Source organism: Pseudomonas sp. H3_D04 (assembly GCF_054669175.1).
In genome coordinates this window covers 4,534,047-4,547,022 of record NZ_CP162801.1, presented here as the reverse complement: position 1 = coordinate 4,547,022, position 12,976 = coordinate 4,534,047, and the positions used below count along the sequence as shown (strand labels likewise).

General features: G+C 60.6%; 12 protein-coding genes. 2 read left to right on the top strand and 10 right to left on the bottom strand.

Annotation, left to right across the window (positions count from 1 at the left end; genetic code table 11):
- Nucleotides 1-2 precede the first annotated feature (2 nt).
- Nucleotides 3-401, bottom strand: a complete 399-nt coding sequence (locus AB4N91_RS21105; RefSeq protein WP_154911819.1) for a YbaY family lipoprotein — start codon at nt 399-401, stop codon at nt 3-5.
- 54 nt (nt 402-455) lie between these two features.
- Nucleotides 456-2,957: a glycerol-3-phosphate 1-O-acyltransferase PlsB gene (plsB, locus tag AB4N91_RS21100; RefSeq protein ID WP_154911818.1), complete on the bottom strand. Its 2,502-nt coding sequence runs from the start codon at nt 2,955-2,957 to the stop codon at nt 456-458.
- A gap of 167 nt (nt 2,958-3,124) precedes the next feature.
- Here plsB and AB4N91_RS21095 point away from each other — a divergent pair, with 167 nt between their 5' ends.
- Nucleotides 3,125-3,334, top strand: a complete 210-nt coding sequence (locus AB4N91_RS21095; protein ID WP_010462862.1) for a cold-shock protein — start codon at nt 3,125-3,127, stop codon at nt 3,332-3,334.
- A 121-nt stretch (nt 3,335-3,455) separates the two neighbouring features.
- On the opposite strand, the gene AB4N91_RS21090 is transcribed toward AB4N91_RS21095, so the two are convergent.
- The 4 genes from AB4N91_RS21090 to AB4N91_RS21075 all read right to left on the bottom strand — a co-directional run bounded on the left by AB4N91_RS21090 (nt 3,456) and on the right by AB4N91_RS21075 (nt 8,657).
- Entirely contained in the window at nt 3,456-3,833 is a 378-nt protein-coding gene (locus tag AB4N91_RS21090; protein ID WP_010462860.1) for a hypothetical protein, read from the bottom strand.
- A gap of 75 nt (nt 3,834-3,908) precedes the next feature.
- A complete protein-coding gene (locus AB4N91_RS21085; protein ID WP_010462859.1) occupies nt 3,909-4,718 on the bottom strand; it encodes a putative RNA methyltransferase in 810 nt (269 codons plus the stop codon).
- Nucleotides 4,718-5,869 carry a succinyl-diaminopimelate desuccinylase gene (dapE, locus tag AB4N91_RS21080; RefSeq protein WP_154911817.1) on the bottom strand — a complete coding sequence of 384 codons (1,152 nt, stop codon included), beginning with the start codon at nt 5,867-5,869 and terminating at the stop codon, nt 4,718-4,720. Before dapE ends, AB4N91_RS21085 begins: the two co-directional genes overlap by 1 nt.
- 196 nt (nt 5,870-6,065) lie before the next feature.
- Complete coding sequence (locus tag AB4N91_RS21075) at nt 6,066-8,657, bottom strand: glycosyltransferase (RefSeq protein WP_010462855.1); 2,592 nt, start codon at nt 8,655-8,657, stop codon at nt 6,066-6,068.
- Between the two features lie 217 nt (nt 8,658-8,874).
- Between AB4N91_RS21075 and tcdA the strand changes: the two genes are divergently transcribed.
- Entirely contained in the window at nt 8,875-9,687 is an 813-nt protein-coding gene (gene tcdA / locus AB4N91_RS21070) for a tRNA cyclic N6-threonylcarbamoyladenosine(37) synthase TcdA (protein ID WP_010462854.1), read from the top strand.
- Nucleotides 9,688-9,775: 88 nt separating this feature from the next.
- Here the strand turns inward: tcdA and AB4N91_RS21065 are convergent, their stop codons facing one another.
- From AB4N91_RS21065 to AB4N91_RS21050, 4 genes are all read right to left on the bottom strand, one after another.
- A complete protein-coding gene (locus AB4N91_RS21065) occupies nt 9,776-10,180 on the bottom strand; it encodes a SufE family protein (RefSeq protein WP_154911816.1) in 405 nt (134 codons plus the stop codon).
- The gene (locus tag AB4N91_RS21060) at nt 10,177-11,382 is read right to left on the bottom strand and encodes an aminotransferase class V-fold PLP-dependent enzyme (protein WP_010462849.1); all 1,206 of its coding nucleotides are present in this window, start codon (nt 11,380-11,382) and stop codon (nt 10,177-10,179) included. Before AB4N91_RS21060 ends, AB4N91_RS21065 begins: the two co-directional genes overlap by 4 nt.
- Nucleotides 11,383-11,543: 161 nt before the next feature.
- A complete protein-coding gene (gene dapD / locus AB4N91_RS21055; protein ID WP_200667793.1) occupies nt 11,544-12,578 on the bottom strand; it encodes a 2,3,4,5-tetrahydropyridine-2,6-dicarboxylate N-succinyltransferase in 1,035 nt (344 codons plus the stop codon).
- A 33-nt stretch (nt 12,579-12,611) separates the two neighbouring features.
- Nucleotides 12,612-12,920, bottom strand: coding sequence for an arsenate reductase (locus AB4N91_RS21050; protein ID WP_460112676.1), 309 nt, complete (start codon nt 12,918-12,920; stop codon nt 12,612-12,614).
- Nucleotides 12,921-12,976 lie beyond the last annotated feature (56 nt).

Below are 12,976 nucleotides of genomic sequence, written 5' to 3'. Positions count from 1 at the left end.
CATTAGCGAATGGCGTCGACGCGGATTTTCAGTGGCTGCGGATCGCTGCCATCCAGCTGTACGGCGTGGTGTTCGGTGGTGATGAACATCAGTTTGCCGCCGACTTCGATGCGCGCGCTGACGGAGTAGCGATGGCCGGGTTTGACCTGGGCCGGATCGTAACTCAGATGAAACGGCAGCGGCACCTGGCCTTTGACCGGGCCTTTCTGTTCGTCGAGGATAACGGCGGGCGCATCCGCGAGGGACACGTCCTGCAAGCTGACGCTTAAGGTGGCGCTCGGTGGCAGGGCAATGCGTTGCAGGTAGAAGACTTCACCATCGAGGGCGGTTTTAGCGGCGGGTTGCATCGTCTGACAGGCGCCCAATAAAGTGGTCATTGCCAACAAAGAGAGTTTTTTCATCGCCGATCTCCGGTCAATGTGGGCGCGAGCAAGCTCGCTCCCACAGGGATTACATTAAGCCTCGGGCTGAGGGGCGACCTGATCCGCCGCATCTTCGCTGCGATGCAACGCCACCTGCCGAATCGACAAACGAATCTCCGCCGGCAACACCCGTTTGGCCGCGCCTTCCGCCAGTTCGCCCAGCAGTTCGTGATAACTCAGCTTGCCGGCTTCGTCGCGTTTGAGCACGTCAAGATCCAGCATGGTTTGAATGAAGTGGCGGAACAGGCTCTTGTCGAAGAACTCCGGGGCATTCAGTCCGTGCAAAATCGACAGCCGCTGGGCCATGACGGTGCACAGGTCTTCCAGTTCTTCGGCGCTGATGCTGTTCTGGCCGCTGTTGAGCAGCAGGGACACAGTCATGTAGAAGCGTTGCAGTGTCTGGGCGATGCTCTTCGACAACAACGTCAGCAACACAAAGTGTCGCGAGCTTGGCGCCGGGCGCAGGTACACGTCGTTCTCGAAACGCAGCAGACCTTGCTCGACGAACGCTTCGAGCCATTGATCGATCACCGCATCCAGTTCGTCCAGCGACCAGCGAATGAACAGCTCCGATTGCAGGTACGGATACAACGCCCGGGTGTAGCGCAGGATCTGTTCGCGGCTCATGCGCGAGGCGCTCTGGAAGAAACTCGCGAGCAAGGCGGGCAGGGCGAAGATGTGCAGCACGTTATTGCGGTAGTAGGTCATGAGGACGGCGTTCTGCTCGTCCAGATACAAAATCTTGCCCAGGGCATCGCTTTGCTCGGACAACAGGTCCATGTCCTTCACATGCTCGATCAACGCCCGGCCGTCACCGTCCGGCAGCGTGGTGTGCGGCGAATACGGAACCCTGCGCAACAGCGCCAGATACAAATCAAGCACCCGCGCCATGGCGCGATCATCCAGCGCCAGGCGGGTGGTGGACAGCAACGCCAGGGCCACCAGGTTGACCGGGTTGATCGCCGCCGCCTCGTTCAGATGCTGTGCGACTTTTTCGCCGAGACGGTTGGTGGTTTCGTTGAGCCAGGCCGGTTTGAACTGCGGGCCGAGTTCCTGTTTACGCCAGTCGGGCTGTTCGCTGTCGAGGAATTCCGCGAGTTTGATCGGTTCGCCGAAGTTCACCGCCACCTGGCCGAAACGCTGCTTGAGCGCACCGATGACTTTGAAGATGTCGAAGATTGATTCTTTCTTCTTGCTCGCACCACGCAGTTCGCCGAGGTAGGTTCGGCCTTCCAGCACACGCTCGTAGCCGATGTAGACCGGAATGAACACGATGGGCATGCGCGATGAACGCAGGAAGCTGCGCAGGGTAATTGCCAGCATCCCGGTTTTCGGTTGCAGCATGCGCCCGGTGCGCGAGCGGCCGCCCTCGACGAAGTACTCGACCGGGAAACCTTTGGTGAACAGAGTGTGCAGGTATTCGTTGAATACCGAGGTGTACAGCGGGTTGCCCTTGAAGGTGCGGCGCATGAAGAACGCGCCGCCACGGCGCAGCAGGCTGCCGATCACCGGCATGTTGAGGTTGATCCCGGCGGCGATGTGCGGCGGGGTCAGGCCATTGCGGAACAGTAAATAGGACAGCAACAGGTAGTCGATGTGGCTGCGGTGGCACGGCACGTAAATCACTTCGTGGCCCTGGGCAACTTTCTGCACGCCTTCGATGTGGTTGACCTTGATGCCGTCGTAGATCTTGTTCCAGAACCAGCTCAGCACTACTTCCAGGAAGCGGATCGCGGTGTAGGTGTAGTCCGAAGCGATCTCGTTGCCATAGCGCAGCGCCTGGGCCTTGGCTTTCTCCGGAGAGATGTTCTCGCGCTCGGCTTCGTCGAGGATCGCTTGCTTGACCAGCGGTTGATTGAGCAGGCCTTTGACCAGGTTGCGACGGTGGGAAATGTCTGGGCCGATCACCGCGGCTTTCAGGTTGCGGAAGTGCACCCGCAGGATCCGCTGGGCCATGCGCACCGTGCGTTCGTGGCCTTTGTTGTGGTCGATCAGCTCTCGTAAGTGAATCGGTGCCGAGAACTGCACGCGGGTCTTGCGCCCCAGCACGATGACGCTCAGCAACCGACGCAGGCGACCGGTAACGGCCCAACTGTCGGCGAAGAGCAATTTCCACGGGCTCGATTCGCTGTCGGGTGACTGCCCCCAGAACACGCTGACCGGAATGATCTGCGCGTCTTCGGCGGCGTTCTGGCTCAGGGCACTGACCAAGCGGGTCAGGGCGGGCGGCGCACCACGTTTGTCCTGTCGGCCGAGCCAGTCGGGTTCCGGTGTCAGGTAGAAAAATGCGGCGGGTTCCACCAGATTACCCACCGACACAGGCAGCACCGGGCGGGGCAGGCCGGCTTTGCTGCATTCGGTGTCGACCACGGCCAGGTCGGTCAGCGAAGGGTTTTGCAGGACGTAGAACACCGGACGACTGCGGTCGAGGTTGAGGGTGAACGACGACTGGTTGATCGTCTCCGAGCGAACCCAGAGATAGAGCAGTCGGCGCAGGGTGCCAAAAACAAGACGGCGGAACGGGGAACGGGTCATACGGCTTCTGCGTGAGTGAGTAAAACCAAGCAATTGCTCGGGCGGCCGATAGTGTGCCGTATTCGTCGAAAATCGGCAAAAAAGCGGGTAAGTAAAGTTGAGTTGAGAGTTTTGGCGCCTGTCATATACTCGGCGCCTCAACAATAAAAAGAAGGGGGTATCGATTCATGGCTACGCGCGAAACCGGCAATGTGAAGTGGTTCAACGACGCCAAGGGCTACGGCTTCATTCAGCGCGAGGACGGGGTGGACGTGTTCGTGCACTACCGCGCGATCCGCGGTGAAGGGCATCGCTCGCTGGCTGAAGGTCAGCAGGTGGAATACGCCGTGGTGACCGGCGAGAAAGGCTTGCAGGCAGAGGATGTGGTGGGTTTGTAACCCCACTCCTCAGATCACACATAAAACCTGTGGGAGCGAGGCTTGCCCGCGAAGGCGTCATCACTGGCGCTAAAAGCTTCGCGGGCAAGCCTCGCTCCTACAGGTTTTGTGGGAACGTGGATTACGCGGTTTTCCAGATGATTTCTTCTTCACCGTCAGCGCTGATGCGCATCCAGCGATCGGCCGTTTCTTCACCTTCTTCCTCAACCCAGCTGCCCGGTGCGCAACGCACTTCGACATTCAGTGCGGCAAACGCGGCGCGGGCGCAGGCGATGTCGTCTTCCCACGGGGTCTGGTCGCTGTCCAGGAACAGGCTGTTCCATTTGCCCACGGCTTTGGGCAGCCAGGTGACCGACACGTTGCCGGCCTTGCACTTGTAGGTCTGGCCCTTCTTGACCCATTCACTGCACTGGCCCAACGCTTCGCTAAGCCAGTCTGCAACGGCCTTGTAGTCGACGTCAGCGTCTTTCAGGTAAATCTCGATATCGGGTTGGCGCATGGATGTCCTCACTGCGGTCTTGAAAAATCCATTCGCGGATTTAGCCGGCCTCAAGCTGTTGCTCAAGACCAAAAATTATTGAAGTACGAAATAATCGTAGCGCATCGACACGGTGACCTCGAACGGCTCCGCCTGCTCGATGACCGCCGTCCGGCGTTCGGCACTGGCACGCCAGCCGTGTGGCGTCATGGCCAGCAGGTTGGCGCGATCCTGGCCATTTGAAAGTGTCAGTCTGAATTCCAGGGTCTCGCTGTGTTGCAGCGCCATGCCTTCCGGCACCAGGGCCAGATGCTTGTCGTCGGTGTATTCACGGACTTCGTCGTACAGCCGCTCGCGCAATTCCATCAGGTGGCCGCTGGTCGGCCCGACTTTCATCAAACCGCCGCCGGGGCTGAGCAGGCGTTTGGCTTCTTCCCAATCCAGCGGGCTGAAGACGCTGGCGAGAAACTGGCAGCTCCCCGAAGCCAACGGCACCCGGGCCATGCTGGCGATCAACCAGGTCAGCTGCGGGTTGCGTTTGCAGGCGCGTTTGACCGCTTCCCGGGAGATGTCCAGCGCATAGCCATCGGCATTGGGCAGGGCTTCGGCAATTTGCGCGGTGTAGTAACCCTCGCCGCAACCGATGTCCAGCCAGCGCTGGGGCGCGTACTGCGCGGCCAGTTCGGCCAGGCGCTTGGCCACCGGCGCGTAATGGCCGGCGTTCAGGAAGTCGCGACGGGCCTCGACCATGGCGAGATTATCCCCAGGGTCGCGGCTGTTCTTGTGCTGCACCGGCAGCAGATTCAGGTAACCCTGCCGCGCACGGTCGAAACGATGCCCGGCGGGGCAGGCCACGCCGTTGTCCACCGCGTTGAGCGGTTCGCTGCAGATCGGGCAGGCGAGCATCAGGCGAGCAACTTGATCAGGGTCTGGTAGTAGATTTCGGTCAGCACATCGAGGTCGGCGGCCAGTACACGCTCGTTGACCTGGTGAATCGTCGCGTTGACCGGGCCCAGTTCAACCACTTGGGTGCCCATGGTTGCGATGAAGCGCCCGTCGGAGGTGCCACCGCTGGTGGAGGCTTTGGTTTCGCGCCCGGTGATGTCCTTGATGCTCGACGTCACGGCATCCAGCAATGCACCCGGCTCGGTCAGGAACGGCAGGCCGGACAATGCCCAGTCGATGTGCCAGTCCAGGCCGTGTTTGTCGAGGATGTCGGCGACGCGCTTTTGCAGGCCTTCAACGGTGGACTCGGTGGAGAAGCGGAAGTTGAACACCGCCACCAGGTCGCCCGGAATCACGTTGGTCGCGCCGGTGCCGGAATTGACGTTGGAAATCTGGAAACTGGTCGGCGGGAAGAAATCGTTGCCGTGGTCCCAATGCTCGGCGGCCAGTTCGGCCAGGGCCGGGGCAGCGAGGTGGATCGGGTTCTTCGCCAGGTGTGGATACGCCACGTGACCTTGCACACCGCGAACGGTCAGCTTGGCACCGAGTGAACCGCGACGGCCGTTCTTGACCACGTCACCCACCAATGTAGTGCTCGATGGTTCGCCGACGATGCACCAGTCCAGACGTTCCTTGCGCGCGGCGAGGCGTTCAACCACGGCCTTGGTGCCATGGTGCGCCGGGCCTTCTTCGTCGCTGGTGATCAGGAACGCGACCTTGCCCTTGTGATCCGGGTAGTCGGCGACGAAGCGCTCGGCGGCCACGGTCATGGAGGCCAGGCTGCCTTTCATGTCGGCCGCGCCACGACCGCAGAGCATGCCGTGTTCGTCGATCAGCGCGTTGAACGGGTCGATCTGCCAGGCAGACACCGGGCCGGTCGGCACCACGTCGGTGTGTCCGGCGAAGCACAGCACCGGGCCGTCGTGTTTACCGTGGGTCGCCCAGAAGTTATCCACATCTTCGATGCGCATCGGCTCCAGGGTGAAACCGGCATCGCCCAGGCGCTGCATCATCTGCTTCTGGCAATCGGCGTCGACCGGCGTCACGGACGGACGGCGGATCAGGTCGATGGCGAGTTGAAGGGTCGGCGAAAGGTCGGCGTGGGCCGTCATGTAAGACTCCGGAGCTTTATTTGTAGGAGCGAGGCTTGCCCGCGAAGAACGATAGTGAGGTGTATCTGTTACACCGAGTCGCTTCATTCGCGGGCAAGCCTCGCTCCTACAGGAATTGAGGCAAGGCGCGCAAAATGGCGGTTATCTTAAAGCAAAACGGCGGCCATTGGCCGCCGTTTAGTGCATCTGTACTGATTTAGACAGCCGGTGCGGTCGCGGCTTCGGCCACCGGTTTCGGCAGCGAAGACAGGAACGCCATGATCAGCGCCGCCAGGTACGGCAGCGACTGCACCAGCAACATGGTCACCCAGAAGCGCATGTCGTTGCTCGGCATGCCGTTCACCAGGTAAATCCCCAGCGCCGCACCCCACAACAGCAGCATGATGAACACCTCTTCGCGCGCCTCCGAAATCGCCACCCAGAAGCCGTGGTTATCGGCGTTCTTTGGTGTGCGGAAAAACGGAATGCTGCTGGTGAAGAAACCGTACAGCACTGCTTTGGCGATGGTGTGCGACAACGCCAGCCCGGCCAGCGCCGCGCAGAACGCATCCTTGAGGTTGACCCCGACCGCACGACGGTAGAGGAAGATGATCTTGCCCACCTTGAATACGAACAGCGCCAACGGCGGGATGGCGAAAATCAGCAACGGCGGATCGACCCGCTGCGGCACGATAATCATCGCCGCCGACCACAACAGGGCGCCCACGGTGAAGAAGATGTTCATGCCGTCCGCTACCCACGGCAACCAGCCCGCGAGGAAGTGGTAACGCTGGCCACGGGTCAGCTCGCTGCCTTTGCCGCGCAGCAGGCTGGTGGTATGACGCTTGATGATCTGAATCGCACCGTAAGCCCAGCGGAAACGCTGTTTCTTGAAGTCGATAAAGGTATCGGGCATCAGGCCTTTGCCGTAGCTGGTGTGGTAATACGCCGCCGACAGGCCTTTTTCGAACACTCGCAGACCCAACTCGGCGTCTTCACAGATGCACCAGTCGGCCCAGCCCAGTTCCTCGAGCACCGAACGTCGGGTCATGGTCATGGTGCCGTGCTGGATGATCGCGTCACGGTCGTTGCGGGTGACCATGCCGATGTGGAAGAAGCCTTTGTATTCCGCGTAGCAGAGCTTCTTGAACGTGCTTTCGTTCTGATCGCGGTAATCCTGCGGCGACTGCACCACGGCGATTTTCGGGTCGGCGAAGTGCGGCACCATGTGCTTGAGCCAGTTCGGGTCGACGCAGTAGTCCGAGTCGATCACCGCAATCACTTCGGCATCCTTGGCGGTGTGCGGAATCAGGTAATTCAGCGCGCCACCCTTGAAGCCGGCCAGTGGCGCGACGTGGAAGAACTTGAAACGCGGGCCCAGGGTTGCGCAGTAATCGCGCACCGGTTCCCAGACCGCCGGGTCCTTGGTGTTGTTGTCGATGATCAGGACTTCGAAGTCCGGATAGTCGAGGTTGGCCAGGGCGTTGAGGGTCTGTTTGACCATCTCCGGCGGCTCGTTGTAGCAAGGGACGTGAATCGACACTTTCGGTCGGTAGTCCGATTCGCCCACCACCGGCAGGAATTCGCGCCGACGCTTGTGGGTCCAGACCGCTTCGGCCAGTTCATGCGCCTCGGTCAGCAATACGATAAAGACCCCGAGTGCGCCCAAGGCAAGGAGAAATCCTATCGTCAGGCTGAACCAGGTGCTGTATTGCAGGCTGTAGTCGTAACCGATCCACACCAGCACCGATCCGCAGAGGAAGGCGATAAAGGTCAGGAAGGTACGGCCGCGTTGACGCAGGGCCGAGCCGTCGATCATCAGCAGGGTCAGGGACAGCAGCGCCAGGACCACCGAACCGACCGCCAGCACGCGCCATTGCGGAATCGCGACAACCGGGCCTTCGAAGTTGAATTTCTGCTGGCGCGCGGCGTTGAAAACACCCCAGTAAGCGCCCACCGAACCTTCGTCGCTGGCCTTCCAGGGTTGGTCAAACGCTTCGATCACGAAGTAGTTGAAACCCTGGCGGTTGAGCTTGTTGACCAGCGTGCGCAGGTAAATCGCCTGGTCTGCCGGCGACGCATCGGCGCCACCGCGCATACGGCCGTTGCTCGGCCAGCCGACTTCCGACAGCAACAGCGGTTTTTTCGGGAACATCTTTTTCAGATCACGGGCACGGTCGAGTACGAACTGCCCGGATTGCTCCATCGGCACATGTTCCCAATACGGCAAGACGTGGGCAGCGATCAGGTCGACGTGCTTGGCCAGGCTCGGGTTTTCTTCCCAGACGTGCCATTGCTCGGACGTAGTCACCGGCACTTTCACTGCCGCGCGGACGCGATCCAGAATGATGCTGAGTTCCGCAGCGGTAATTTCCTTACGGAAGATCGCCTCGTTGCCTACAACCACGCGAACCACGCTGCGGGAGGTATTGGCGAGTTCGATGGCACGCAGGATCTCACGCTCGTTGCGTTCCTCGTCCGGGCTGATCCAGATACCGAGGGTGACCCGCAGGCCGAATTCTTCCGCCAGTTTGGGAATGTCTCCCAGAGAGCCATCGACCGAGTAAGTACGGATGTTGTCCGTCAGCTTGCTCATGATCTCCAGGTCGCGACGCATTTCATCGTCGGTCGGGTACTGCTCCTTCTGCGGATACTGGCCTTGCTGGAACGGCGAGTACGAGAAGCCGGAGATCTGTTCGGGCCAGTTGGGGGCGGTGACCGGGCGATTGATCAGCGCCCAGAAGCCGGTAAACAAGGCGGCGATGGCGAGCACCACGACCAGGTTGAGTCCAAATTTACGCGATGACATAGCTATTTCAGGTTCCAAAGGCTGTGGAACGAAGGACCGGTCGGCGTGTGCCAAGGGGCGCGCATCCTACACCGGGCATTCCCTGAGCGTATAGCTGACAGGGAAATGCCCTACGTTTGGCAATCCCGTTTCGCATAAGTTCTTACACTTATCGCGGGAACTTAGATCTTGTCGCTGTCTGGCCCTATAATGCGCGCCGGTTTTTAGGGTAATGGTCATGAGTACAGAAGATCCGCGGTTTGCAGGCATCGCCCGTTTGTATGGCATCGAAGGCTTGGAGCGTCTGCGCGCAGCCCATGTGGCCATCGTCGGTGTCGGTGGCGTCGGTTCCTGGGCAGCGGAAGCCATTGCCCGTTGTGGCGTCGGCGAGATTTCGCTGTTTGACCTGGATGACGTTTGCGTCAGCAACGCCAACCGCCAACTGCACGCGCTGGACAGCACTGTCGGCAAACCCAAAGTCGAGGTGATGGCCGAGCGGTTACGCGGGATCAACCCGGACTGCACGGTGCACGCGGTGGCGGATTTTGTGACGCGCGAGACCATGGCCGAGTACATCACGCCAAACATCGACTGCGTGATCGATTGCATCGACAGCGTGAATGCCAAGGCAGCGCTGATCGCCTGGTGCAAGCGCCGCAAGATTCAAATTATTACTACTGGCGGGGCAGGCGGGCAGATCGACCCGACACTGATCCAGGTCTGCGACTTGAACCGCACCTTCAATGACCCGTTGGCATCGAAAGTGCGCTCGACCCTGCGCCGTGACTACGGCTTCTCGCGTACCGTGACGCGTCATTACAGCGTGCCGTGCGTGTTTTCGACCGAGCAACTGCGCTACCCGAAACCGGATGGCAGCATCTGTTTGCAGAAGAGTTTTGTCGGCGATGGCGTGAAGCTCGACTGCGCCGGCGGGTTTGGCGCAGTGATGATGGTGACGGCGACGTTCGGCATGGTCGCGGCGACCAAGGCTGTGGATAAAATTGTGGCGGGTGTACGGCGGCCGGCGGATCGGGTCAAGCCTGAGGTTTAAGGTTGCAGCTGTCGGCCTCATCGCGAGCAGGCTCGCTCCCACAGGTGAACGCGTTCCAATGTGGGAGCGAGCCTGCTCGCGATGGCGATTAATTAGCCAACTCATTCATCCGCTGAAGCACCGCGTTGAGGCCATTACTGCGCGAAGGCGACAGTTGCCGCGAAAGCCCAAGCTGATTGAACCACTCCGGCAAATCCACCTGGCGCAACTCATCCGCCGACAAGCCGTTGACCCGCGCCAGCAGCAACGCCACCAACCCGCGAATCAACCGCGCATCGCTGCTCGCTGCAAACTGCCAGTGACCGTCATTCAACGAACCCACCAGCCACACCTGACTTTCACAGCCATGCACGCGGTTGGCGTCGACTTTATCCACATCACTCAACGCAGGCAGACGGTCGCCCCATTGCATCAGCAGCCGCGCCCGCTGCTCCCAACCGGCGGCAGCCTGAAAGGTGTCGAGTGCCATGACGGCATCAGCCGGTAAGCTCATCGCAACAACTCCAGCGCCTGATCCAGCGCTTCAAAGAACCGTTCGAGGTCTTCTGAGTCGTTGTACAGCGCCAACGACACCCGGATCGCCCCGGCCAGTTCGAAGCTTTTGAGCAACGGCATCGCACAGTGATGACCGGCGCGCACGGCGATGCCCTGTTCGGTCAGCAAATGCGCCAGGTCAGAGTTATGCACACCCTCGACGACAAAACTGGCCAACGCCAATTGCGGTTTGCCCAGCAGTCGAATGCCATTACGCGCTTCAAGCCCCTTTAATAAATAGTCATGCAGCGCCGCTTCATGGGCCGAGACCGCGTCCTGATCAAGCCCCGCGAGATAATCCAGCGTCGCCCCCAGGCCGATCACACCGGCAATCGGCGGAGTACCGGCCTCGAAACCCAGAGGCGCGGGGCGAAAGCGTGCGCTGTGGTAATCCGCATCCAGCACCATTTCACCGCCGAACTGCCAATGGCGCAGTTGTTTCAGCGCCTCATGGCGACCGAACAGCACGCCCAGACCGTCGGGGCCATAGAGTTTGTGGCTGGAAAATACATAGAAGTCGCAACCCAGCGCCTGCACGTCATGCCGACCATGAACCACGCCTTGCGCGCCATCGACCACGGTCAACGCGTCGTGCGCCTTGGCCATCGCCAGCAAGGCGGGTAACGGCTGCCAGACACCGAGCACATTCGACAGCTGACTGACCGCCAGCAAACGGGTTCGTGGGCCGATCAATTGTGTGGCGGCGTCGAGGTCGATCACCCCGTCGGCGTCCAACGGCAGGACCACCAGTTTCAAGTCGCGCCGGTGCGCCAGTTGCTGCCACGGCAGCAGGTTGGCGTGATGCTCCAGGGCGCTGATGACAATCTCATCGCCCGGATTGAATAGATGCTCAAGGCCATAGGCCAGGAGGTTCAGCGCGGAGGTCGCGCCGTGGGTAAAGATGATCTGCCCGCAATCGCCGGCATTCAGCCATTGCGCGACTTTGCTGCGGCTGGCCTCGAATGCCTGGGTGGCATGGGCGCCGGGCAAGTGTTGCGCCCGATGTACGTTGGCCGCGCCGTTGGCGTAGTAATGCGTCAGCGCATCCAGCAAGGCTTGAGGTTTTTGCGTGGTGGCGGCGTTATCCAGATAGGTCTGGTCTTGCCGTTGGAGCGCGGCGATAGCCGGAAAGTCGGCGCGCCAGGGAGAGAGAATCATCATGCTGTCGGGCCCTGGTCAACATGGGCGGGTGAACACCTGACCTGATGGTCTGGTCTACGCCGAACCTGTAGGCGCGAAGCTTGCTCGCGAAGCTTTTGGCGGCCTCAAGGGCCCCTCCGCGAGCAAGCTTCGATCCTACAGGGTAATCCGTGTGACGCCGCTTAGTTGTGAGCGTGCAGCGCTTCGTTCAGTTCGATCGCCGATTTGTGGGTTTTGCATTCCACGGCACCGGTTTCCGAATTGCGACGGAACAGCAAGTCAGGCTGGCCAGCAAGTTCACGGGCCTTCACGACTTTCACCAGCTGGTTTTTTTCGTCCAGCAGTGCGACTTTGGTGCCGGCTGTCACGTACAGGCCCGACTCGACGGTGTTGCGGTCGCCCAACGGAATGCCGATACCGGCGTTCGCGCCGATCAGGCAGCCTTCACCCACCTTGATCACGATGTTGCCGCCGCCCGACAGGGTGCCCATGGTCGAGCAACCGCCACCCAGGTCAGAACCCTTGCCGACGAAGACGCCAGCGGAAACGCGGCCTTCGATCATGCCCGGGCCTTCGGTGCCGGCGTTGAAGTTGACGAAACCTTCGTGCATCACGGTGGTGCCTTCGCCGACGTAGGCGCCCAGACGAATTCGTGCCGCGTCAGCGATACGCACGCCGGCCGGAACCACGTAGTCGGTCATTTTCGGGAACTTGTCTACCGAGAACACTTCCAGCAGCTCGCCGCGCAGACGGGCTTCCAGTTGGTGCTCGGCCAGTTCGGCCAGGTCGATGGCACCCTGGCTGGTCCAGGCTACGTTCGGCAGCAGCGGGAACACGCCCGCCAGGTTCAGGCCGTGCGGCTTGACCAGACGATGGGACAGCAGGTGCAGCTTGAGGTAGGCCTCAGGCGTGGAGGTCAACTGGGCGTCTTCGGCCAGGATTGTCGCGACCAACGGCTTGTGGCTCTCGGCCAGACGGGTCAACAGGGCGGCTTGGGCTGCGTCGACGCCTTTCAGCGCTTCAGCCAGTTGCGAAGCTTGGGCGGTGCTGAATGCGATGGCCTGATTGCCTTCGGTGTAGCCCAGAACCGGCGCGATGGCCGCGACCAGTTCGGCCGACGGGTTAAGCAGTGGCTGTGCGTAAAACACTTCCAGCCATGCGCCTTGACGGTTTTGAGTGCCGACACCAAAGGCCAGGCTGAACAGGGTAGTGGACATGTAAATACCTCTAACAAAATTGAACGGGCAGGCTTACTTGAGCGCCGCCGCGTAGATATCTGGCTTGAAGCCAATCAGGGTTCGGTCACCGAGATCGAGCACCGGGCGCTTGATCATCGAGGGTTGTGCGAGCATCAGTTCGATCGCTTTCGTTTGGTCGAGATCGGCTTTGCGTTCGTCGTCGAGCTTGCGAAAGGTCGTGCCTGCACGGTTCAACACCACTTGCCAGCCGTGCTCGTCGCACCATTGGGTCAGGTGTTCACGGTCGATTCCGGCCGTCTTGTAATCATGGAAGTCATAGCTGACAGCGTGTTCATCGAGCCAGGTGCGCGCCTTTTTCATGGTGTCGCAGGCTTTGATGCCGAAAAGGTGCAACGTTTTGCTTGAAACGGTCAAGG

Excerpts from the sequence above, each read along its gene's own strand:
- AB4N91_RS21050 (WP_460112676.1), bottom strand. The coding sequence starts at position 12,920 with ATGAAAAAGGCGCGCACCTGGCTCGATGAACACGCTGTCAGCTATGAC.
- plsB (WP_154911818.1), bottom strand. The coding sequence starts at position 2,957 with ATGACCCGTTCCCCGTTCCGCCGTCTTGTTTTTGGCACCCTGCGCCGA.
- AB4N91_RS21090 (WP_010462860.1), bottom strand. The coding sequence starts at position 3,833 with ATGCGCCAACCCGATATCGAGATTTACCTGAAAGACGCTGACGTCGAC.
- AB4N91_RS21105 (WP_154911819.1), bottom strand. The coding sequence starts at position 401 with ATGAAAAAACTCTCTTTGTTGGCAATGACCACTTTATTGGGCGCCTGT.
- AB4N91_RS21085 (WP_010462859.1), bottom strand. The coding sequence starts at position 4,718 with ATGCTCGCCTGCCCGATCTGCAGCGAACCGCTCAACGCGGTGGACAAC.
- AB4N91_RS21065 (WP_154911816.1), bottom strand. The coding sequence starts at position 10,180 with ATGAGCTTACCGGCTGATGCCGTCATGGCACTCGACACCTTTCAGGCT.
- dapD (WP_200667793.1), bottom strand. The coding sequence starts at position 12,578 with ATGTCCACTACCCTGTTCAGCCTGGCCTTTGGTGTCGGCACTCAAAAC.
- tcdA (WP_010462854.1), top strand. The coding sequence starts at position 8,875 with ATGAGTACAGAAGATCCGCGGTTTGCAGGCATCGCCCGTTTGTATGGC.
- AB4N91_RS21095 (WP_010462862.1), top strand. The coding sequence starts at position 3,125 with ATGGCTACGCGCGAAACCGGCAATGTGAAGTGGTTCAACGACGCCAAG.
- dapE (WP_154911817.1), bottom strand. The coding sequence starts at position 5,869 with ATGACGGCCCACGCCGACCTTTCGCCGACCCTTCAACTCGCCATCGAC.
- AB4N91_RS21060 (WP_010462849.1), bottom strand. The coding sequence starts at position 11,382 with ATGATGATTCTCTCTCCCTGGCGCGCCGACTTTCCGGCTATCGCCGCG.
- AB4N91_RS21075 (WP_010462855.1), bottom strand. The coding sequence starts at position 8,657 with ATGTCATCGCGTAAATTTGGACTCAACCTGGTCGTGGTGCTCGCCATC.